The sequence below is a fragment of the Arenibaculum sp. genome (assembly GCF_035998295.1).
In the GTDB taxonomy this organism is placed as follows: Bacteria; Pseudomonadota; Alphaproteobacteria; order Azospirillales; family Azospirillaceae; genus DASYHS01.
In genome coordinates this window covers 1-19,994 of record NZ_DASYHS010000102.1, presented here as the reverse complement: position 1 = coordinate 19,994, position 19,994 = coordinate 1, and the positions used below count along the sequence as shown (strand labels likewise).

The 19,994-nt window shown below is 72.1% G+C and carries 23 protein-coding genes; 14 read left to right on the top strand and 9 right to left on the bottom strand.

The window, feature by feature from the left end; genetic code table 11:
• Positions 1-16: 16 nt before the first annotated feature.
• Genes VGO20_RS11055 through VGO20_RS11030 form a run of 6 tightly spaced genes read left to right on the top strand, consistent with a single transcriptional unit; the run spans position 17 to position 7,026 of the window.
• Positions 17-589 carry a phage connector family protein gene (locus tag VGO20_RS11055; protein WP_327502395.1) on the top strand — a complete coding sequence of 191 codons (573 nt, stop codon included), beginning with the start codon at positions 17-19 and terminating at the stop codon, positions 587-589.
• A 28-nt stretch (positions 590-617) separates the two neighbouring features.
• A complete protein-coding gene (locus tag VGO20_RS11050; protein WP_327502411.1) occupies positions 618-2,522 on the top strand; it encodes a phage tail protein in 1,905 nt (634 codons plus the stop codon).
• On the top strand, positions 2,522-3,058 hold the full coding sequence (locus VGO20_RS11045; protein WP_327502394.1) for a hypothetical protein: 537 nt from the start codon (positions 2,522-2,524) through the stop codon (positions 3,056-3,058). The genes VGO20_RS11050 and VGO20_RS11045 overlap by 1 nt, the downstream gene beginning before the upstream one ends.
• Entirely contained in the window at positions 3,055-5,085 is a 2,031-nt protein-coding gene (locus VGO20_RS11040; protein ID WP_327502393.1) for a glycosyl hydrolase family 28-related protein, read from the top strand. Before VGO20_RS11045 ends, VGO20_RS11040 begins: the two co-directional genes overlap by 4 nt.
• Before the next feature lie 12 nt (positions 5,086-5,097).
• Positions 5,098-6,624 carry a phage terminase large subunit gene (gene terL, locus VGO20_RS11035; protein ID WP_327502392.1) on the top strand — a complete coding sequence of 509 codons (1,527 nt, stop codon included), beginning with the start codon at positions 5,098-5,100 and terminating at the stop codon, positions 6,622-6,624.
• A gap of 27 nt (positions 6,625-6,651) precedes the next feature.
• Positions 6,652-7,026, top strand: a complete 375-nt coding sequence (locus VGO20_RS11030) for a hypothetical protein (protein WP_327502391.1) — start codon at positions 6,652-6,654, stop codon at positions 7,024-7,026.
• A gap of 44 nt (positions 7,027-7,070) precedes the next feature.
• Here the strand turns inward: VGO20_RS11030 and VGO20_RS11025 are convergent, their stop codons facing one another.
• A complete protein-coding gene (locus VGO20_RS11025) occupies positions 7,071-7,277 on the bottom strand; it encodes a hypothetical protein (RefSeq protein ID WP_327502390.1) in 207 nt (68 codons plus the stop codon).
• A gap of 343 nt (positions 7,278-7,620) precedes the next feature.
• Here VGO20_RS11025 and VGO20_RS11020 point away from each other — a divergent pair, with 343 nt between their 5' ends.
• From VGO20_RS11020 to VGO20_RS11005, 4 genes are read left to right on the top strand one after another with little or no spacing between them, the layout of a single operon-like run.
• Positions 7,621-7,977, top strand: coding sequence for a DUF952 domain-containing protein (locus VGO20_RS11020; RefSeq protein ID WP_327502389.1), 357 nt, complete (start codon positions 7,621-7,623; stop codon positions 7,975-7,977).
• On the top strand, positions 7,974-9,068 hold the full coding sequence (locus VGO20_RS11015; protein ID WP_327502388.1) for a quinone-dependent dihydroorotate dehydrogenase: 1,095 nt from the start codon (positions 7,974-7,976) through the stop codon (positions 9,066-9,068). The genes VGO20_RS11020 and VGO20_RS11015 overlap by 4 nt, the downstream gene beginning before the upstream one ends.
• Positions 9,069-9,113: 45 nt before the next feature.
• Entirely contained in the window at positions 9,114-10,394 is a 1,281-nt protein-coding gene (locus VGO20_RS11010; RefSeq protein WP_327502387.1) for an EAL domain-containing protein, read from the top strand.
• Between the two features lie 42 nt (positions 10,395-10,436).
• Positions 10,437-11,327, top strand: coding sequence for a TIGR01459 family HAD-type hydrolase (locus tag VGO20_RS11005; RefSeq protein ID WP_327502386.1), 891 nt, complete (start codon positions 10,437-10,439; stop codon positions 11,325-11,327).
• 12 nt (positions 11,328-11,339) lie between these two features.
• Here the strand turns inward: VGO20_RS11005 and VGO20_RS11000 are convergent, their stop codons facing one another.
• Together VGO20_RS11000 and VGO20_RS10995 are read right to left on the bottom strand one after the other, a co-directional pair.
• On the bottom strand, positions 11,340-11,660 hold the full coding sequence (locus tag VGO20_RS11000; protein WP_327502385.1) for a ribbon-helix-helix domain-containing protein: 321 nt from the start codon (positions 11,658-11,660) through the stop codon (positions 11,340-11,342).
• 101 nt (positions 11,661-11,761) lie between these two features.
• The gene (locus tag VGO20_RS10995) at positions 11,762-12,142 is read right to left on the bottom strand and encodes a ribbon-helix-helix domain-containing protein (RefSeq protein ID WP_327502384.1); all 381 of its coding nucleotides are present in this window, start codon (positions 12,140-12,142) and stop codon (positions 11,762-11,764) included.
• 359 nt (positions 12,143-12,501) lie between these two features.
• On the opposite strand from VGO20_RS10995, the gene VGO20_RS10990 reads away from it, so the two are divergent.
• The 3 genes from VGO20_RS10990 (at position 12,502) to VGO20_RS10980 (ending at position 15,562) form a co-directional block, all read left to right on the top strand.
• Positions 12,502-13,443, top strand: a complete 942-nt coding sequence (locus VGO20_RS10990; RefSeq protein ID WP_327502383.1) for a serine hydrolase — start codon at positions 12,502-12,504, stop codon at positions 13,441-13,443.
• Positions 13,440-13,616, top strand: a complete 177-nt coding sequence (locus VGO20_RS10985; RefSeq protein WP_327502382.1) for a hypothetical protein — start codon at positions 13,440-13,442, stop codon at positions 13,614-13,616. The genes VGO20_RS10990 and VGO20_RS10985 overlap by 4 nt, the downstream gene beginning before the upstream one ends.
• Positions 13,617-13,708: 92 nt before the next feature.
• Positions 13,709-15,562, top strand: a complete 1,854-nt coding sequence (locus VGO20_RS10980) for an ABCB family ABC transporter ATP-binding protein/permease (RefSeq protein WP_327502381.1) — start codon at positions 13,709-13,711, stop codon at positions 15,560-15,562.
• A gap of 9 nt (positions 15,563-15,571) precedes the next feature.
• Here the strand turns inward: VGO20_RS10980 and VGO20_RS10975 are convergent, their stop codons facing one another.
• Entirely contained in the window at positions 15,572-15,745 is a 174-nt protein-coding gene (locus VGO20_RS10975; protein ID WP_327502380.1) for a hypothetical protein, read from the bottom strand.
• Between the two features lie 111 nt (positions 15,746-15,856).
• Here VGO20_RS10975 and meaB point away from each other — a divergent pair, with 111 nt between their 5' ends.
• Positions 15,857-16,870, top strand: a complete 1,014-nt coding sequence (gene meaB, locus VGO20_RS10970) for a methylmalonyl Co-A mutase-associated GTPase MeaB (RefSeq protein ID WP_327502379.1) — start codon at positions 15,857-15,859, stop codon at positions 16,868-16,870.
• A gap of 44 nt (positions 16,871-16,914) precedes the next feature.
• Here the strand turns inward: meaB and VGO20_RS10965 are convergent, their stop codons facing one another.
• From VGO20_RS10965 to VGO20_RS10945, 5 genes are all read right to left on the bottom strand, one after another.
• Positions 16,915-17,868 carry a class I SAM-dependent methyltransferase gene (locus VGO20_RS10965; RefSeq protein WP_327502378.1) on the bottom strand — a complete coding sequence of 318 codons (954 nt, stop codon included), beginning with the start codon at positions 17,866-17,868 and terminating at the stop codon, positions 16,915-16,917.
• On the bottom strand, positions 17,861-19,117 hold the full coding sequence (locus VGO20_RS10960; RefSeq protein WP_327502377.1) for a YcaO-like family protein: 1,257 nt from the start codon (positions 19,115-19,117) through the stop codon (positions 17,861-17,863). The genes VGO20_RS10965 and VGO20_RS10960 overlap by 8 nt, the downstream gene beginning before the upstream one ends.
• Positions 19,118-19,181: 64 nt before the next feature.
• A complete protein-coding gene (locus tag VGO20_RS10955) occupies positions 19,182-19,307 on the bottom strand; it encodes a hypothetical protein (protein WP_327502376.1) in 126 nt (41 codons plus the stop codon).
• Positions 19,308-19,482: 175 nt separating this feature from the next.
• Positions 19,483-19,689 (bottom strand): hypothetical protein, encoded by a 207-nt coding sequence (locus tag VGO20_RS10950; RefSeq protein WP_327502375.1) that lies wholly within the window; start codon positions 19,687-19,689, stop codon positions 19,483-19,485.
• A gap of 52 nt (positions 19,690-19,741) precedes the next feature.
• The gene (locus VGO20_RS10945; protein ID WP_327502374.1) at positions 19,742-19,864 is read right to left on the bottom strand and encodes a hypothetical protein; all 123 of its coding nucleotides are present in this window, start codon (positions 19,862-19,864) and stop codon (positions 19,742-19,744) included.
• Between the last annotated feature and the right edge of the window lie 130 nt (positions 19,865-19,994).

Genomic DNA, 19,994 nt, shown 5'->3' with positions numbered 1-19,994 from the left:
CCCGAGGAGACGTCCAATGGCCCTCACCGCGATCGGGCTCTGCAGCCGCGCGCTGCTCAAGATCGGCGCCCGACCGATCACCTCCTTCACCGAAGGCACGGCCGAGGCCGAAGTCGCCGACGCGCTCTACGGGCCCGTGCGCGACGGGCTGCTCTCGGCCAATGCCTGGAGCTTCGCGACCGCCCAGGCGCGGCTCGCCCGCCTGGAGGCCCCGCCCGCCGCCGACTTCGACGCGGCGTTCCAGCTTCCGGCGGACTTCCTGCGCGCCCTGTCGGCGGGGCATTCGGCCCGCGGGCGCGGCGTGACCTACCGCATCGTGCGCCGCGCGCTCGAGGCGGATGCCGACGAAGTCGTGCTGACCTACGTCTTCCGGCCGCCGGAGGACGAGTTCCCGCCCTTCTTCGACCTGGCGCTGATCGCGCGGCTGGCGGCCGAGTTCTGCCTGCCGCTGACCGAGAGCACGAGCCGCGCCGAGGCGCTGGTCCAGCTCGCCGAGCACGAGTTCCGCCGCGCCCGGCTGATCGACGCGCAGCAGGACGCGCAGCCCGCGATCGACGGCTTCGCCCTGACCCGCGCACGCCTGGGCTAGTTCCGCAGGAGGACGCCCCTTGACCCGGATGCGGCAGTTCAAGACGAGCTTCGCCGGCGGCGAGATTTCGCGCCGGCTGCTCGGGCGCGGGGACCTGCGCGCCTACGACAACGGCGCGCTCGCGCTGCGCAACGTGCTGATCGACCCGACCGGCGGCATCCGGCGGCGGCCGGGGCTGGCCCTGGCCGACCTCGCGCGGGGGCCCGGCCGGCTCGTCGCCTTCGAGTTCAACGTCGAGCAGACCTATCTCCTGGCCTTCTCCGAGGGATGGATCGACGTCTACGACGGCGACCTTCGCATCGCCTCGGTGGCGGCGCCGTGGACGGCGGGCCAGCTCGGCCGGATCTCCTGGACCCAGAGCGCCGACACGCTGCTGGTCTGCCATCCCGACGCCGCGCCGCGCAAGCTGACCCGCGGCGGCCTCGCCGACTGGACGCTGGCGCCGTGGACCTTCCTGACCGAGGGGACGAGCATCCGCCAGCCCTGGTACCGCTTCGCCCCGGCCGGGGTCACGCTGACCCCGTCCGCGACCACGGGCACCATCACCCTGACCGCCTCGGCGGGGGTGTTCCAGGCGGGCCATGTCGGGACGCGCCTGCGCCTCGACGGACGTCAGGTGTCGGTCCTGTTCGTCGGCTCGCCGACCGAGGCGACCGCGTCGGTCGAGGAGACGCTCGCCGGCACGGGCCCTACCGCGGCCTGGGACGAGCAGGCCTTCTCGGGGCTGCGCGGCTGGCCGGTCTCGGCCTGCTTCCACCAGGACCGGCTGGTGATCGGCGGCTCGCGCGACCTGCCCAACAGGCTGTGGCTGTCGCGCTCCTCCGACATCTGGAACTTCGACCTCGGCACCGGCGAGGACGACGAGGCGATCGAGTTCGGCATCCTGTCCGACCAGGTCAACGCGATCGGCGCGGTGTTCTCGGGCCGGCACCTCCAGGTCTTCACCTCCGGGGCGGAATGGATGGTGACCGGCGACCCGCTGACCCCCAGGAACATCCAGCTCAACCGCCAGACCCGCGTCGGCTCGCCGGTCGACCGGTCGGTCCCGCCGCGCGACGTCGACGGCGCCACCGTCTTCGTCTCGCGCAACGGCAGGGACGTGCGCGAGTTCATCTACGCCGATGTCGAGCAGGCCTACCAGGCCAACGACCTGGCCCTGCTGTCGAGCCATCTCGTACGCGACCCCGTCGACCAGGACTTTGACCAGGCGCGCCGGCTGCTGCTGGTCGTGATGGAGGACGGGCTGCTCGGCGCGCTGACCCTCTACCGCCAGGAACAGGTGATCGCCTGGACCGGGATCGAGACGGACGGGGCCGTACGCTCGGTCGCGGTGGTCGGCGACGACGTGTACCTGCTGGTCGAGCGGCCCTTCGAGTTCACGACCCGCTTCGGGATCGAGCGGCTGGACGACGGGCTGCACCTCGACCAGGCGGTGCTGGGCGAAAGTGCCGCGCCCGTGTCGGTGTGGTCCGGCCTCGACCATCTGGACGGCCGCGACGTGACGGTCGTCGCCGACGACGTCGTTCTCGGCCCGCTGCGGGTGGTCGGCGGCGCCGTCACCCTCGACCGGCCGGCCCGGCGGGTCCAGGCCGGGCTGCGCTTCGCCCATACGGTCGAGCCGCTGCCGCCCAACCCCCTCGGCACGGGCGGGGCGCGCGGTGTCGCCTGGCGGATGATCGAGGCGGTCTTCCAGCTCGAGGGCACCGCGGCGCTGCGCGTCGACGTCGGACGGGGCCTGCTGGAGGTGCCGTTGCGCCGGCTCGGCGACGCGGCGCTGTCCGACGGCGCGCCGCCGCGCGTCGACGGCACGCGCGGCGTGCGGGCACTCGGCTGGACCGACGGTGCCGACCGGCCGCCCTGGCGGATCGAACAGGACGACCCCGTCCCGTTCGCCCTGCTCTCCGTGACCATGAAGATGAAGGTGAACGACTGATGGGGAACCTCGCCAACACGGCCCTCCAGGCCATCCTGCCGGCGCTCACGGCGTATAGCACCGTCCGCGGCATCTCCGACGACGTCGAGGAGCGCAACCGCCGGACCCGCGAGGCCGGGCAGGAACGCCTCGCCTTCGAGCAGCGCCAGGACCTGGACCGGCGGAGCCTGGCCGCCGGCCAGGACGCCGGCCTCGCCCGCATGCGGGGCGGGCACGCCGGCCGCCGCGCCGAGCTGGACGCGGCAGCCGGCGCGGACGAGCGGGAGCGGCGCACGGCGCTTCGCGGCGAGGTCGGGCGCATGCGCTCGCTGTTCGGCGCCCGCGGCCTGACCGCCGGCGACGGCTCCGCGGGCGCCGTCCTGCGCGGGATCGAGCAGGAGAGCGAGGCGGCCCGGCGCCGCACCGCGGAGCTGGACCGGCTGAAGCGCGCGGCCCTGGAGCGCGAGGGCGAGGACCAGCGGCGGCGCAACCTGCTGGAGACGTCCGAACTGGCCGAACGCCAGCGCATCGAGCGGATCGCGAGGGGGTATTCGTGAGCGACCAGATCAAGATCCCGGCGGTGCCGCTGCGCCAGACCTATCTCGGCGACGGCGTCCAGCGCGACTTCGCCTTCGGCTTCCCGATCTTCGCGAGCGAGGACCTGGAGGTCCATCTGAACGCCGCCCCGCAGACGGCCGGATACGCGGTCGCGGGTGCGGGCGCGACCGCCGGCGGCACCGTGACCTTCGACACCGCCCCGGCGCCCGGCGTGCGCGTCACGCTGCGCCGGCGGCTGCGGATCGAGCGCCTGACCGATTTCCTGGAGAGCGGGCGCCTGCCGGCCGCCGCCCTCAACAAGGAGTTCGACTACCTGACGGCCAGCATCCAGCAGGTGTCCGACGACGGCGCGCTCGCGCTGCGCTACGCGGCGACCGACCTGCCGGCCTCGACCCTGCTGCCGGACCGCACGCAGCGCGCGAACCGCCTGTTCGCCTTCGACGAGGCCGGCAACCCGACCGCCTCGCCGATCGTCGATGCCGAGGAGGTGTCGAGCTATCTCGTCCCCGGCGCCGGCGCGGTCCGGCGGCCGGTGCGCGACCGGCTGGCCGAGACCGTCTCCGTGCGCGACTTCGGCGCGGTCGGCGACGGCGTCGTCGACGACACGCTGGCCTTCCAGGCGGCGCTCGCCGCCGCCGAGACCGTGTTCGTGCCGCCGGGCACCTGGCGCATCGCCTCGACCCTGGTGCTGCGCGAGGGTCAGCGCCTGCACGGCGCCGGCCACGCCTCGGTGCTGAAGGCGGCGTCGGACGCGCTCGACCTCGTGGCGATGACCGGCGGTTTCGCCGAGATCCACCACCTCCGCCTCGAGGGCGGGCGGACGGGCGTCCGCCTGCACGGGATCGAGCGGCCCTGCGTCCAGAACACGGTCCGCGACCTCAGCATCTGGGACGCGCGCTGGGGCATCGTGCTCGACGGCCATGCCGATCCGGACCGGCCCTGCTACTGGAACAATTTCGAGCGCGTGGTCGTGGAGCGCCCGGTGGAGCACGGCGTCTGGCTGACCCGCTCGGGTGCCGGCGACACGCCGAACGCCAACCGCTTCCATTGCGTGCGGGTCTATTCGCACGGCCATCCGACGACCGGGTCCGGCTTCTACGTCGAGCAGGGGCGCTACAACAACGCCTTCGTCGACTGCGAGGCGAACGTCGCCGCCAGCGCCCATAGCTGCTTCCGGGTCGGACCCGGCACCGACAAGACGCTGATCGTCAACCTCTACACCGAGACGGTCGGCGGCGTGCCCAACGTGCTGCTGGAGGCGGGCTCGGTCGAGACCTCGATCGTCAACCTGTTCTCGGCCAGCGGCGGCCCGGCGATCTGGGACCAGTCCGGCGGCCAGTACACGGCGATGAACGCCGGCTACCCCGAGAAGAACCGCCTGCGCGCGTGCCGCATCACCGAGCTGACGGTGGAGGCGATGCGCTTCGACACCGACTACGTCGAGCCCGCGGCCGGCGGCCCGGTGGACCTCGACCTCGCGAACTCCGTCTATCTCGTCAGCGCCTATGGCGGCGCCGTCGAAGCGCGGCTGCCGGCCGCCGGGGCCGCCAACGGCCACTGGGTCACGATCAAGAAGACCGACCTCAGCGCCAACCCGGTCTCGGTCACGGAGGCGTCGGGCCCGGGGCCGGACGGGCGCACGGTCGTGCTCGCCAGCCGGTACGACTTCGTGACGGCGGTGTCCAACGGCGCCGCCTGGTGGATCGCCGCCTCCAGCCGCCTGCCCGGCAACGCCGGCTACCACGAAGGCCCGGCCCTGCTGGTCCCGGACCTGGAGCGCGAGCTCCACCTCGTCAGCGCCTGGTCCGGCGCGACGGAGGTCCGGCTGCCGGCCCCCTGGGACGCCGGCGCCGTCGGGCGCACGGTCAGCGTGAAGAAGGCCGACGTCAGCGCCAACCCGGTGACGGTGACCGCGGCCGCGGGCGGCGGCCCCGACGGCGAGGCGATCGTCCTGGCCGAGAAGGGGCACGCCGTGACGGCGATGTCGAACGGCAGCGCCTGGCACATCTTGTCGCGTCATCCCTGACGCGAGGCGGGAATGCAGGACACGGACGGCTCGCCCGGCGGTCTGGGGGATTTCGTCGAGGTCTGGAACGAGGCGCAGGGGATGGTGACGCCGCCGCATCACCGGCGGATCGTCGGGTGGCTCGGCGACAGGTGGGACGGGGGCGACCGCGAGCTGCTGCTGATGGCGTTCCGCGGCGCGGGCAAGTCGACGCTGGTCGGCCTGTTCTGCGCCTGGCTCCTGTGCCGGAACCCCGACCTTCGGATCCTGGTGCTGGCCGCCGACCTCGCGCTGGCCAAGAAGATGGTGCGGGTGGTCCGCCGGCTGATCGAGCGCCATCCCTGGACCCGGAGCCTGAGGCCGGACGAGCGCGACCAGTGGGCGGCCGAGCAGTTCACCGTCCGTCGCCGCCTCGAGCTGCGCGACCCGTCCATGCTGGCGCGAGGCATCGGCTCGAACCTGACCGGCAGCCGCGCCGACGTGGTGGTCTGCGACGACGTCGAGGTGCCGCGCACCTCCGGCTCCGCGCCCAAGCGCGAGGACCTGCGCGCCCGGCTGGCGGAGGTCGACTTCGTCAAGGTGCCGGACGGGCTGACGCTGTATGTCGGCACGCCCCACAGCTACTACACGATCTACGCCGACGCGCCGCGCGCCGAGATCGGGGAGGAGCGGCCGTTCCTGGACGGCTATCTCCGCTGCATCGCGCCGGTCCTGCGCGACGACGGCGCCAGCGCCTGGCCCGAGCGGTTCACCCTGGACGTGATCGCCGCCCGGCGCGCGGCGGGCGAGAACCGGTTCCTCAGCCAGATGCTGCTGCTGCCGGTCAACGTGGCCGACGGCCGCCTCGATCCGGACCTGATGGTGCCCTATGACGGCGAGGTCGCCTACAGCGAGGCCGGCGGGGAGGCGGTGCTGACCATCGCCGGGCGGCGCATGGTCTCCGCGAGCTGCTGGTGGGACCCCGCTTACGGCGCGCGGGCCGGGCAGGGGCCGTCGCGCGGCGACCGGCCGGGTCGGGGCGACGGCAGCGTCGTGGCGGCGGTGTTCACCGACGCCGAGGGCAAGCGCTGGCTGCACCGCGTCCTCTACGTCACGGCCGACGAGGACGCCGCCGAGGACGCGGCGACCCAGCAGTGCCGGCAGGTCGCCGGCTTCGTCGCGGCGCTGCACCTGCCCTCGGTCACGGTCGAGGCCAACGGCCTCGGCGCGTTCCTGCCGGGCATCCTGCGCCGGGAGATGGCGCGCGCGGGCGTCGCGGCCGCCGTGGTCGAGGCCCGCAGCGTGCGGCCGAAGGACGAGCGCATCCTCTCGGCGTTCGACGCCGTGCTGGCCGCCCGCTCCCTCCACGCCCATCGCGACGTCTGGGACACGCCCTTCGTCCGCGAGATGCGGGAGTGGCGTCCGGGCCGCGCGGGACGGAGCCCGGACGACGGCCTCGACGCGGTGTCGGGATGCCTGGACAACGAGCCGGTGCGCCTGGGCACGGCGGCGCGTCCGCCGCGCCCGCCCGACTGGCGGGGCGGCGGCGTCTTTCTCGCGCGCACGGACTTCACCGCGTGACGCGGCTCACTGGCGGAGGAGAACGAAATGGGGATCGGTGGACGCAGGCACGGCAACCGCCGGCGCCTGATGGCGGTGACGGCTTGCGGACCGGCCGCGGCGGGGCGCGGCGCCTGTCCCGACGGGCCGGACTGCGGCGCCTGCGAACGGGCCGCGGTCGACGTCCTGGCCCGGACCTTGTGGGCCGAAGCGGGGCGGGACGGGCAGGAGGCGCTGGCAGCCGCCATTCTCGGCCGGGTCGGCCCGTCGGGCTGCCGCCCGGCCGCGATCCGCCGCGCATGCCCCGTACTGGACGGCGTGCGACCCGCCAAACCCCCGGAACCCGGCGATCTCGTCTACGAGACGTGCCTGCGCATCGCGAGGAGATGCGTGTACGGCCGGCCGGAGGCCCGCCCGTCCTGACGTCCGCGGGCGAATGCCGCGGACGGGACGCGCGGGGGAGGGCCTCAGCCCTCCTCGCGCAGCATCGCCTGGTAGATCTTCCAGACGGTCTCGACGCTCACCTTGCCGGCGCGCGCGCCCGCGGTCAGCATCGCGGCACTCGGCTTCACCGGGACGGTGGTCAGGCCGGCCTCGCCGAGCGCCTGGACCATCTCCAGCGCATAATCCATCGCCTTGCTGGTGCTGCGGCGTTCTTCGGGGATCGTGTTCATTGCCGTATCCATAGTTCCCTCCGCGAGTGCTCTGGTTCCATCCCAACGCAAGGGCGATGCCAGATTCCGAACTCCTATGCTTTCGGTTATGGCCGATCATGCACGATCGAGGAATCCGTTGGGTGTTGCGAAATTTTACCCCTGATCCAATGGTGCCGCGAAACAGCTTGCCCGGCCTTCTTGCAATAACATTTCTTGCGTCCCGGAGTTTCATTCGCAAATTGGAGAAAGCAGGACGCGAAAGCCGTTGCAGAATGCGAAAACGGGGAAGGGTGCGGGCAACCTTCGTGCGGATCGGGCCGGCTCTGGTCAGGCAGGCCTGTTTCCGCTACTGTCCGCCGTCATGAGCGGACCATACATCTACCATATGTGCCGGCAGGACGAGTGGGCCGGGGCCTCGGCGTCGGGGCTGTACCGCGGCTCGTCGCAGGACCTCGCGGACGGGTTCATCCACTTCTCCACGGCCGACCAGATCGTCGAGAGCGCCGCGCGCCATCGCGCCGGCCAGACGGGGCTGGTGCTGCTGGAAGTGGAGGCCGCCCGCCTCGGCCCGGCGCTGAAATGGGAGCCGTCGCGCGCCGGCCAGCTCTTCCCCCATCTCTACGGGCCGCTGCCGGTCGATGCCGTCGCCCGGGTGGCGCCGCTGCCTCTCGGCCCCGACGGCCGGCACGTGTTCCCGCCGCTGGCCGGTGCCGCGTGATCGACCTGTACCCGGTCGCGGGGCCGCTGCTGCGGGCCCTCGATCCCGAGCGTGCCCACGACGTGACGATCCGGCTGCTGCGCAGCGGCCTGGCGCCGGCCGACCGGTCGGCGGACGAGCCGATGCTGGCGCAGCGGCTGTGGGGGCTGGATTTCCCCAACCCCGTCGGCCTGGCCGCCGGCTTCGACAAGAACGCCGTCGTGCCCGATGCGATGCTGCGCCTCGGCTTCGGCTTCGTCGAGGTGGGCAGCGTGACGCCCAGGCCCCAGCCCGGCAACCCCCGCCCCCGCGTCTTCCGCCTGCCGGAGCAGCGCGCGCTCATCAACCGGTACGGCTTCAACAACGACGGGCTGGACGCGGTCGAGGCGCGCCTGCGGGCCCGGGCGCGGCGCGGGATCGTCGGCGCCAACATCGGCAAGAACAAGGACACGGCGGACGCGGCCGACGATTACGCCGCCGGGATCGCCAGGCTCGCCCCGCTCGTCGACTACCTCGTCGTGAACGTCTCGTCGCCCAACACCCCGGGCCTGCGGGCGCTCCAGGGGCGGGCACCCCTCGCAGCCCTGCTCGGGCGCGCGATGGAGGCCAGGGCGCGTGCCGGAAGCGACCGGCCGCCGCCGCTCCTGCTCAAGATCGCCCCGGACCTGACGCCCGAGGACGAGGCGGACGTCGCCGAGGTGGCGCTCGCCAGCGGCATCGACGGCCTCGTCGTCTCGAACACCACCGTCGCGCGCCCGGCGGGGCTGCCTCCCGGCATCGCCCGCGAGGCCGGCGGGCTGAGCGGCGCGCCGTTGATGGAGGCGTCCACCGGCCTGCTCGCGCGCATGTACCGCCTCACCGGCGGCCGCATGCCCCTGGTCGGGGTCGGCGGCATCTCGTCGGCCGAGGACGCCTACGCCAAGCTCCGCGCGGGCGCCTCGCTGCTCCAGCTCTACACCGCCCTCGTCTATCGCGGCCCGGCCCTGGTCGCGGAGTTGAAGCGCGGGCTCGTCCGGCTGCTGCGCGCGGACGGGTTCGCCCGGCTCGCCGACGCGGTCGGCGCCGACCACGTCCGGATCGCCGACCCGGTCGGCGCGGACCACCGGAGCTAGACGGATGCGCCCCGCGATGAATCGCAGTCCCGCCCGGGTCCCGCCATGCCGGTGATCGCCCATGTCCTGCTGGCCCTGGTCTACACCGTCCCCGCGATCGCCATCGCCCTGACGCTGCCGCACAGCTTCCCATCGGTCGACCGCCTGACGGCGCTGGTCGCCGGCGCGCTCGTCTTCCTGTTCGGCGCGATCCTGCACGAGGTGGCGGCACGCCAGCAGCGGGACCGGGCGCTCGCCCGCTGGCTCGCCCGGCTGCGCAGCGGCGACGAGGAACTGGCGGCGGGGTTGGACCAGCTCCATGCCGAGCTGCGGAGCCTGCGCGGCGCGGCCCGGCCGGAACCCGCTCCCGTCCCGGCCCCCGCCCCGGCCCCCGCCCTCGATGCCGGCCGGGACGTTTCGGCCCTGGTCGCGGAGCTGCGGACGCTGCGCGGGATGCTGGCGCGCGAACGCGCGGCCGCCCCGGCGCTCGCCGAGGCGGAAGCCCCGGCCGAGGCCGCCGCCGATGCCGTCCTCAATGCCGTCCTCGATGCCGGCCCTACCGCCGCCGGGGCGGTCCGGGCCGCTCCCGCCGCCGGAGCCGTCACCGCCGCGATCCGTGCCGCCCTGTCCGGAGACCGGGTGGACATCTGCATCCAGCCCGTGGTGGCGCTTCCCCAGCGCAAGCACCGTTTCTACCAGGTGACGGCGAGGCTGCGGCTCGACGACGGGCTGGAGCTCGGCCCCGAGATCTACCTGCCGGTCGCGCGCCGCGACGGCCTCGTCGCGTTCATCGACAACCTGCTGCTCTTCCGCGCCATCCAGCTCCTGCGCGAGGCGGAGCGCCGGGGCCAGCAGGTCGGGTTCTTCTGCGCGGTGACCGCCGATTCGCTGGCCGACCGGGCTTTCGTGCGGCAGTTCTCCCAGTTCATGGCGCATAATGCCGGGCTCGCCGACAAGCTGATGTTCGAGCTGCCCCAGGGCGAGCTGTTCGACCCGGACGGCGACGCGCGTCCGATGCTGGCCGAACTCGGCCGGCTGGGCTTCCGCTTCGTGATGGGGGAGGTCGCCCATCTCGACTTCGACGCTCCCGACCTGGCGGCGCGGCACGTCCGCTACGTCAAGCTCGACGCCGGCCTGATCCTGGAGCAGCCGAGCCCGTTCGGCGGCCTCGATTCCGTGCTCGCCCTGAAGCACGAGCTGGAGCGCAGCGCCATCGACCTGATCGTCGACGGCATCGCCACCGAGCAGCAACTGGTCGAGTTGCTGGACCTGCGCCTGGATTTCGGTCAGGGGGCGCTGTTCGGCGAACCCCGGCCGCCGCAGCCCTCTGCGCCGCGACGGCCTTGATCTCTGGCGTCGGCCGGCGCGCCGTGGCAGAAATGACCGGCCATGGCTGACAGACATTCATCCGAACTGCCGTTCCTGTCGGGGGTTGGCGAGATCGCCGACCGTTACGACGGTTTCATCCTCGACCTGTGGGGCGTCCTGCACAACGGCGTGGAGCCGCTTCCGGGCGCCCTCGACGCGCTGGACCGGCTGCGTGCGGCCGGCAAGAAGGTGTGCCTTCTGTCCAACGCGCCCCGCCGTTGCGCCTCGGTCGCGACGAAGCTCGGCGCGATGGGCATCACCGGGGACCACTACCATCACCTCATGACCTCCGGCGAGGCGACCCACGAGGCGCTGCGCGACCGGCCCGACGGCTGGCACCGGGCGCTCGGCCGGCGGTGCCTGCACATCGGGCCGCCCCGGGACGAGGACGTCTTCGAAGGGCTGGACATCGAGATGGTCGGGGCGCCCGCGGAGGCCGACTTCATCGTCAACACCGGGATCGACGACTTCTCGGAGACGGTGGCCGACTACGCCGACGTGCTGTCCGCCTGCGCGCAGCGGCGTCTGCCGATGGTCTGCGCGAACCCCGACCTCGTCGTGGTGGTCGGCACCGAGATGGCGATCTGCGCCGGTTCCCTCGCCGCCCATTACGAGGACCTGGGCGGCGACGTGCGCTACCACGGCAAGCCGCACGCCCCGGTCTACGCCCGCTGCCTCGACCTGCTCGGCATCGGCGACCGCCGGCGCATCCTCGCGGTGGGGGACAGCTTCCGCACCGACGTCGCCGGGGCCAACGCCGCCGGCATCGATTCGCTGCTGGTCACCAGCGGCATCCATCTGGAGGAGCTGGCGAAGGGCTGGGGCGAGACGCCCGACCCGGCCCGGCTGGCGGCCGCGGCCCAGGCCGCCGGGCATCTGCCCCAGGCCGCCGTCGCGCGCTTCGCCTGGTGAGCGCGGCCTGCATCAGCCATCCTCCTTGCCGTCCTCCTTCAGTACGGCCATCGCGCGCTCGATGACGCGGCCCTGCGGTGCCGAGGAGCCGGCAAGGCCGCTCCGGTCCTCGTAGAGGATCCGGAAATAGGTCAGGACGACGGCCCTGACCGCATCGACGAGGCCCGTCGTCCCGCGGGCGGCGTCGATGTCCGCGAGCAGCTTGTCCACCGGCACGCCCTCGCGGGCGGCCACGTCCTCCAGGCCGCTGCGATACGAAGGCTCCAGGCCGGAAAGATCGTAGTTCCCGGTTCCTGGACCACCGGAGGATGGGGATCGGGGGGCATTGTTCACGCGTGCATCTCCATTACGGCGCCCGAAGGCCGGCGCGCGCCTCGTGTCGGGTGCGGGCCCGTTCGCACCGGTGTCCGTTCGCCACGGGGCCGGGTGGCCTCTCAGCTCTTGGTGGACCTGCGGGGCGGGCCGACGACGTCCAGCGCCCTCGCGATCCTGCCGGGGCACGGCCGACGGCCTCCCGGGCTCCCGGACCCGTCGCCGTCGTCCGGTGATCCGTCCGAACCCTCGCTCCGCGACGACGGGCTTCCCTGCATGTAGCAGATGATGAAGACGCGCAAGGCGGCGGTGAGATTGGTGCTTCCCCTGCGGAGGTCGACCATGCTGACGATCTCGTTCATAGGCCACCCTTCGCGCTCCACTGCGCTCTGGAGTTCCTGCCAGTAGATCTGCTCCATGCGGATGCTCGTCCGCCGTCCCGCCACGATGACGTTGCGGCACATCTGGCTTCCGAGATCACTGTTCGGGTCGGACCGACTCATGGCTCCGGCGTCCTCTCGCGGATAAGATGATTCGTTATCTACTTGTTTCTTGCCCCGGAACACCCCGGGCAATGCGATCGTATGAAATGGGCGAAAGTTTTTGAACTTATTCTTTTCCGTTCTTCTCCTTGGGATCGTGCAAAACGTGCGCGGGGATCGGTGCGCGGCACCTTCGCCGGTATGCCGATCATGCGGAGACGGCCCCGGGACGGGCGTCCGGAGGCGTGCCGGCGCCGTCGGAGCCGCGAATCGGACGCGGCCCGGTGCGACGCGCGGCATCCTTGCCTCGGCGCGGGCCGTGCAATAGAAGAACGGCCGGCCGTGCGGGCCGGCGCGCATTCGTCTCGGGAACGGGAATCATGGAAGCTGGACGGGACCTTGCCGGCCATCTGGAAGCGGTGATCGGAGAAGCGGGCGAGCGCTTCGGCCCCACCTCCGGCCCCAACGCCGCCCCTGGCCCCGGCCCGGACGGCCCGGCGGCCGGCCGGATCGCGGCCACCTGGCGGGTCGCCCGGGGCGGGGCCGGAACTGGAACCGGGGCCGTGCAGGCGAGCCACGGCGGCGACGTGCCGTTCGAGGCCGCGTGCGTCGTGAAGCTGTTCTTGATGGTGGCGCTGCACGGCTGGTACGAGGCGGCCCGGCTCGCCCCGACGCCCGAGCTCGAACGGGCGTGCCGCGACATGATCGTCGACGGGGTCGACGACGCGACCCACCTGGTGCTCGATGCGCTGACCGGGACGACGGGCGGGATCGAGCTGCCCGAGCCGGAGATGTCGGCCTGGCGCGAAGCCAGGAACGCCGTCAACCGCTGGTTCGGCTCCTGGTGCTGGCCCGAGTTCGACCGCATCAACGTGTGCCAGAAGACCTATGCCCAGGGGCCGTACGGCCGCGAGCGGGTCAGCCGCGGGGCGCGGGGCGAGAACGCGAACCGCCTGACGACCGACGCGACGGTCAGGCTCCTGGCCGCGATCATGGAAGGGCGCGCGGTGTCGCCCGGGCGCTCGGCGGCGATGCGCGCGCTGCTGGAGCGCGATCCGGCCGACCCGCGGGGCCGGCTGGTCCTGGACGGCTTCCTGGGGGCCGGCGTGCCCCGGGGCAGCCGCGTCTGGGCGATGCCGGGCCGCTCGGGAAGCTGCCGCCACGATGCGGCCCATATCCTGCTGCCCGACGGGACCTGCCACACGCTGGCGGTGTTCACGCGGCGCCCCGCATCCGACTGCGCATCCGACTGCGCTTCCGAAGGGGCCGCGGAAAGGGCGCTGTTGCCCTGGATCGCCGGGCGCCTGCTGGGGCCGGCGTGACCGGCCGCCGGGAAGAGGCCGGGCCGCCCGGCCGAATCGAGGCGGCGGCGCCCGCACCCGACTGCAGGATCGCGGCCCTTCGCGATCGCCTGCGCCGCATGCTCGACGACCCGGCGGCGGCCGAGGCCCTGGCCCGTGCGCTCAAGTCCTGGATGCGCCGAAGCGGTCCCTGACCGGTTCGGCGTTTCGTGGGCGCGCAACGCTTTGGATTTCGGCGCGCAATGCCCACACTAAGGCTCGTTCCTTTCCTGAGTACGTCCCCGACATGACCACGACCCCAGACACCGACCGCGGTTCCCCGTCCCCGAGGCTGGGCGAGGCGGGCGCGTTGCGCAGCCTGCTGCCCTATCTCTGGCCGCGCGACAGCTTCGAGATGCGCCTGCGGGTGGTCCTGGCGGTCGCGTGCCTGGTCGTCGCCAAGGTCGCCAACGTCTACGTGCCCATCCTCTACAAGGGGGCGGTCGACGTTCTCGGCGGCGAGGCCGGCCTCGCGGTCGCCATCCCGGTCGGGCTGATCGTCGCCTACGGCCTCGTCCGCGTCCTGTCGCTGGCCTTCTCCGAGCTGCGCGACGCGGTCTTCGCCAAGGTCGCCCAGCGCTCCATCCGGTGGGTCGCCCTCAACGTCTTCCAGCACCTCCACGCGCTCGCCCTGCGCTTCCATCTCGAGCGCCAGACGGGCGGGCTCTCGCGCTCGATCGAGCGCGGCACGCGCGGGATCCACACGCTGCTCAGCTTCATGCTGTTCAACATCCTGCCGACCCTGCTGGAGATCCTGCTGGTCTGCGCGATCCTGTGGGGCCTGTTCGACATCTGGTTCGCGCTGGTCACGCTCGTCACGGTCGTCGCCTATATCGGGTTCACGATGCTGATCACGGAATGGCGGCTGCAGTTCCGGCGCGAGATGAACGAGATGGACAACCGCGCCAACACGAAGGCGATCGACAGCCTGCTGAACTACGAGACGGTCAAGTATTTCGGCAACGAGGAGCACGAGGCGCGGCGCTACGACTCGTCGCTGCGCCAGTACGAGCAGGCGGCCGTCCGCAGCTACACGACCTTGTCGATGCTCAACATCGGCCAGGGCGCGATCATCTCGGTCGGCCTGACGGCGGTGATGTACATGGCCGGCCGCGGCATCGTCCAGGGCACGATGACGGTGGGCGACTTCGTGCTGGTCAACACCTACCTGCTCCAGCTCTACCAGCCGCTGAACTTCTTCGGCTTCGTCTACCGCGAGATCAAGCAGAGCCTGACGGATATGGAGAAGATGTTCGAGCTGCTGTCGGTCGAGCGCGAGGTGGCGGACGCCGCCGGCGCCGCGCCGCTCGCCGTGCAGGGCGGCTCGGTCGCCTTCGAGGACGTGTCCTTCGGCTACGACCCGCGCCGGGCGATCCTGCATGGGGTGTCCTTCGCCGTGCCGGCGGGCCGGACGGTCGCCATCGTCGGGCCGAGCGGCGCCGGGAAGTCGACCATCAGCAGGCTGCTGTTCCGCTTCTACGACGTGTCGGGCGGGCGCGTCGCGATCGACGGCCAGGACATCCGCGAGGTGACGCAGAAGAGCCTGCGCGCCGCGATCGGCATCGTCCCGCAGGACACCGTCCTGTTCAACGACACGATCTACTACAACATCGCCTACGGACGGCCCGAGGCCTCGCCGGCGGAGGTCGAGGAGGCGGCCCGGCTCGCGCATATCCACGGCTTCGTGATGGGGTTGCCGGACGGCTACCAGACCATGGTCGGCGAGCGCGGGCTGAAGCTGTCGGGCGGCGAGAAGCAGCGGGTCGCGATCGCGCGGACGATCTTGAAGCGGCCGGCGATCCTGCTGTTCGACGAGGCGACCAGCGCGCTGGACACCCATACCGAGCGCGAGATCCAGGCCAATCTCCGCGAGGTCAGCCGCGGGCGCACGACGCTCGTCATCGCGCACCGCCTGTCGACCGTGATCGACGCCGACGAGATCATCGTCCTGGAGCAGGGCCGCATCGCCGAGCGGGGCCGGCATGCCGACCTGCTGGCGAGCGGCGGGCGCTATGCCGAGATGTGGGTCCGCCAGCAATCGGCCGAGAACGGCGAGGGCGGCAGGTCGCCCGAGGCGGGCGAGGCCGTCGCGACGACCTGAGCGGCGCGCCTACCGACGGAACTGCCCGAAGACCCAGAACCCGAACAGGCCGAGGAAGCCGACCACGATCCCCAGGAACAGGACCAGCAGCACCGTGCCGCCGACGATCGCGGTGAGCGTGTCCCAGAAGCCGAAGGCGGCGATCAGGATCGCGAGAAGGACGATGAGTAGGACTACCGGCATGTCTGCATCCAACGGTTCCGTTTGCGCGTCTGTCCCAATCCAACCGTCGGGACGGCGCGAAAGTCACGCCGGCCCTTCATCCCGCCCGCCCGGGATAGTAGGGTGGCGGCCATGACCCCGGCACCCGCCACGCCCGCCTCCGGCGGCATCGATCCCCCGGCGCTCGCCGCCGAGCTCCGGTCCGGCAGCCGCCGCGCGCTGGCGCGCGCCATCACCCTGGTCGAATCGACGCGGCCCGACCACCGCGGCGCGGCGGAGGCGCTGCTGGCCGAGCTGCTGCCCCATTCCGGGCGCTCCGTGCGCATCGGCATCACCGGCGTGCCCGGCGTCGGCAAGTCGACCTTCATCGAGACGTTCGGCCTGCACGTGATCGGGCAGGGGCACCGGATCGCGGTGCTGGCGATCGATCCGTCCTCCCGGCGCACGGGCGGGTCGATCCTCGGCGACAAGACGCGGATGCCGGAGCTGACGCGCAACGCCGACGCCTTCATCCGGCCCTCGCCCTCGGGCGGGACGCTCGGCGGCGTCGCGCGGCGGACGCGCGAGGCGATGCTGGTGTGCGAGGCGGCCGGCTTCGACGTCGTCGTCGTCGAGACGGTCGGCGTCGGCCAGTCCGAGACGGCGGTCGCGGACATGGTCGACCTGTTCATGCTCCTGCTGCTTCCGGGCGGCGGGGACGAGCTGCAGGGGATCAAGAAAGGCATCGTCGAGCTCGCCGACCTGATCGTCGTCAACAAGGCCGACGGCGACATGGTGGCCGCCGCCCGGCACGCCGTCGCCGAGTACCGCCACGCGCTGGCGCTGCTGCAGCCGGCGGACGCGCGGTGGCGCGTCCCGGTGCTGAGCTGCTCGGCCGTCGCCGGCGCCGGGATCGAGGAGGTGTGGCGGACGGTCGGCCGCTACCGCGACCTGCTCGGCGGCGCGATCGCGGAGCGCCGTGCCGGCCAGGCGCGCGCCTGGATGTGGAGCGAGATCTCCGACACGCTGCTGGACGCGTTCCGCCGCCATCCCGGCGTGCGCGCCGACCTCGCGCATCTGGAGGAGGCGGTGACGCATGGCCGGACGACCCCGGCCGCGGCCGCCCGCGAGCTGCTGTCGCGGTTCCTGGCCCGCGCCGACGCCTGAGGAACGCGGATTCCCCGGGCGTTTCCGGTTCGTCCGGAAACGCCCTACCGGCGGCGCAGCACGTAGTACTGGAAGATCTCGTCCTTGCCGGGCGTCGCTCCGATCGAGCGCAACCGGTCGAAGCCCAGCTCGGCGCATAGCGGCCCGACCGGCGCCAGGACGGAAGTGTGCCCGAAGACGACCGCGTGCGCGCCGGCGCGGAGCTGGCCGGAGAGACGGCGGAACGCCGCCTCGGCCTGCGCGACCGTCAGCACCTCGGCGTTCAGGAACCGCAGGACCAGCAGGGTGCAGCCTTCCGGGAGCGCGACCGTCGCCGCGTCGGCCACGAAGGCGTCGTCGAGCCGGGGCCGCGCCAGCGCGACCATGGCCGCCGACAGGTCGGAGCCGACGACCTTCAGCCCGGGTGCTGCCTCCTTCACCGATGCCAGGAAGGTCCCCGTGGAGCAGGCGGGGTCGTAGACGATGCCGCCGGCCGGAAGCGCCAGCCGGCCGAGCAGCCGCGCCGTGTACTCGCGCAGGTGCACCTCGCCCTCGTCGAGGGCGGCGGCCAGGCGCGGGTCGCCCGACCAGTATTCGGGCGGGCTTACGATTTCCCGCCCGGCCTCGTCCAGCAGGGCGAACGGGAAGGACAGCTCGGCTCCGGGGTCGTCGGCGGCCTCGGCGACCACCGCGCGCTTGCGGGCGGCGTCGGCTGGCCGGAAATGGCAGCGCATGCCGTCCTCGGCCTCGAGGAAGCCCTCCCATTCGCCGAGCAGCATGTGCGGCGCGATGCGCGAGGTCGGCAGCGGCGGTCCGGACGGCTGGCGTTCCAGCAGCTTGCGGCCGAGCCAGTGGCGTCCGCCGCAGCGCAGCAGGAACAGCAGGTGGCGCGAGTGCGGGTCCGGCTCGCACAGGCAGTCGATCTCCGGCCCGCCGGGACGGCCGTCGGCCTGCAGGCGGCGCTCGAACTCGGCGATGTGGCCCAGTTCCGCCGCGATCATCGCGGCATGGTCACGCAACGCGGCACCATTCGCCACCGGCAGGCAGGTCGGCCAGCGCGGAGCTGGACGGCAGGACCGGCGAGCCGAGCGTGACGTTGAAGAAGCGGTCGAAGCCCGGCACGACCACGCTGGTCACATGCGTGCCGAGGGGCGTCACATGGACGTTGGCGGCGAACGCGCTGCGGCCCCGGCGCGCGAGGCGCCCGGTCAGGTCGGCGAGCCAGTCCGCGAGGGGGCCGCCGGCCGGCCGGCTGGGAATGGCGGCGAAATCGACGGATGCCGCCCCGTCGCGCTCGATCAGCTGGCCGACCTGGAAGGTGGCGCAGCGCAGGAGGCGCGGGTAGGGGGCGAGGCGGTCCATCTGGGCCTGGCGCTCCTGGGCCACCTCGGGCTCGCTCCCGACATGGAGGATCTGCAGCAGTTCGCTCACGGCCCGGATCGCCGCATACTCGGCATTGAGCGAGGCGCCCGCCCCGAACCGCGCCGGCCCGCCGGCCGCGCCGTCGGCGACAGCGAGGAACACCGGCACGCCGAAACCGCGGTCCAGGTCCAGCAGATGGACCCGGCCACCCGCTTCGGCCTCGGCCGTGGCGAGCAGTTCGGCCGCGGGCCGCGGGAGCGTGGCCGTGTCGACGACGGCCAGCCGGCTGCCGGCGGACGGCTGATAGATGCGGCGCGCGAGGAAGGCGGACAGCGCGTCGCGTTCGACCGCCTCGCTGAGCGCATGGATGCAGGCTTCCTCGAAGCTGGCGCCGATCGCGGTGCCGCTGTTGGAGCCATAGCGGACGAGGCTGCCATAGTCGAAGGCGTCGCCCTCGACGCGCGGGCTGCGCCAGTAGTTCGGCTTGGCGAGGAACAGCGGGTAGGACAGGGGGCGCTCGCCCCCGATCTGCGTGTACTGCCGGCAGGCAAGCGGCGCCTCGGGCGCCTTCGACAGCAGCTCGACCGCCTTCTCGTCGCGGCAAAGCTCGATTCCGGTGAAGCCGTGGGACGATTCGATCGAGACCGCCGCGCCGTTGCTGCGGTCCGTGCACCAATGCTCGAGCGCCTCGAACAGGGCGCCCACGAGCGCCAGCTCGGTGCGTCCCTTGCCCACGCCCTGGGAGACCTTCGCGCCCTGTCCGTCGAACAGTTCGGCGAGCACGGTCGGCCAGGCGCCGCCCAGCATGCGCAGCCGCCAGCGAAGGCCCAGTTCGTTCAAGTCGTCCTGCACGCGATCAAGTGCCGAGGCCGGCGTCAGCTCGCGCTCGAAAGGCAGATGCTGCATGAGGAACGGATACCCGCTGCGCAAGGGGAGCGCGGTGCCCGCCGGGCGGGCACCGCGCGACGGATCACTCGGCTTCGAGTTCCGTCTTCTCCTCTTCGGTCAAGGCGACCTCGGCCTGCTTCGCCTTGTCCTCGACCCGCGGGTTCAGGTCGAAATCGAACGGCGAACGGGCGTGTTCAGCATAACCCATGATAAATCCTCCAGTTCATTTGAGTTGTTCGGTTGGTTCTTCGAGTTGAGCTCATTGCTCGAACGGCTCGGCGTCGATCTTCGCAGATCACGGATATGCAGGCAATGCAGACAAATATGTCGCTGCCTCACATCGCATTCTCTTGTATTCTTGATTCGTGATGCTGGAGATCAGCCTACTCGGCCTCGAGTTCAGCTTTCTCTTCATCGGTGAGGCGAATCTCGGTGAGTTTCGCCTTCTCTTCCGTTTTCTCCATCCCGGTTTCGAAGGGAGAAAGTCCGGAAACCATGTAGCCCATCATATCCCTCCAATGCAGACGACTGCCTGGAGCCGGTTTGCCGGAAAGAGCGGTGCCGCGCTCTCCAGGCGTCAGCCGGGCCATGGAAGACCCCTCGCCGGCATCCACGGCGAGGGGCCATTCCCGACGGTCCGCGTCACTCGATCTCGAGTTCGACCTTCTCGTCCTCGGTCAGGTGACCCTCGACCGGCTGAATCTTGTCGTGCACCTTCTCCTGCTCGGTTTCGAAGGCGGTACGTGCGCTGAATGCGTAGCCCATGTCGTTCTCTCCGTACGCGAAGGGGGATGGTGCCGCGCCCGATGGGCGCAGCGCGATGTCACTCGGCTTCGACTTCCGCGGTCTCGTGCTCGGTCAGCTTCATCTCGGCCGCCGGGGTCTCACGAGCCTC